The sequence below is a fragment of the Alcanivorax sp. HI0044 genome (assembly GCF_001634945.1).
Window position 1 is genome coordinate 1 of the sequence record NZ_LWEZ01001236.1, and the last position, 932, is coordinate 932.

The following is a 932-nucleotide window of genomic DNA, read 5'->3' on the forward strand; positions in this document are numbered from 1 at the left end:
ACCGGGTGGTGTTTGGCGACGACCACGCCATTCCCAGCCGCAAGGCGGTTGCCGAGCAGTTCCTCCCCTATGTGGAACGCCGTTACGCCCTGGGCCACGCGCCCAAACACTCGCTGCGACATATCCTTAACCTGTTTCAGGGCCAACCCGGTGCCCGTCGTTTCCGCCGCCACCTCAGCGAAAACATGCACAAACCGGAGACGACACCACAAGTGCTCATGGACGCCTTGGCACAACTGCCTTAGGCTGTAAAAGTCTTTCACCACAGAGTTCACAGAGCCAACAAGCCGGATAGCACACTCTGTTTTTGTGGGAAGCTATGCTTGCATAGCGAATGCCGGCCGTGCCCGCCTCTTCACCATGCAAGCATGGTTTCCCACACCCCCGATTTACCGCTGTGTACTCTGCGACCTCTGTGGTGAAAAAATAATTCTGTCATGGCGGCCCAGTACCGTGCCCCGCCATGACACTGAAAGGAACGGATACCGTGAACAAACGCGAACAGCTCGCTCAATGGACATCGTTAGTTGCCGACACCGGTGACCTGGAAATGATCGCCCAACTGCAACCCGAGGACGCCACCACCAATCCCTCTCTGCTACTGGCCGCTGCCCGCGACGAGCGTTACCGGGACCTGTTACAGCAGGCCGCTGATCTGTGCCGCACCCTGGGCCACCAGGGCGAAATGGACTGGCTCACCGATACCTATGCCTGCCTGGCCGGCCAGGCCATCCTGGAACGCGTGCCCGGCCTGGTATCCAGCGAAGTCGATGCGCGCCTGTCTTTCGACACCCGCGCCACCGTGGAAAAAGGCCGTCGACTGATGGCGATCTACCGGGAACTGGACGTGGACCCGAGCCGCATTCTGATCAAGGTAGCGGCCAGCTGGGAAGGCATCCGTGCCGTGGAGATCCTTGAAGAAGAAGGCATTC

General features: G+C 59.8%; 2 protein-coding genes. Both read left to right on the plus strand.

Annotated elements, in window-relative coordinates; genetic code table 11:
- Positions 1-245, plus strand: a 245-nt coding sequence (locus tag A3730_RS31805; RefSeq protein ID WP_231883986.1) for a tRNA-dihydrouridine synthase, incomplete at its 5' end; no start/stop codon positions are given.
- A 242-nt stretch (positions 246-487) separates the two neighbouring features.
- The coding region (locus tag A3730_RS17545; protein ID WP_304439507.1) for a transaldolase family protein at positions 488-932 on the plus strand (445 nt) is incomplete at its 3' end.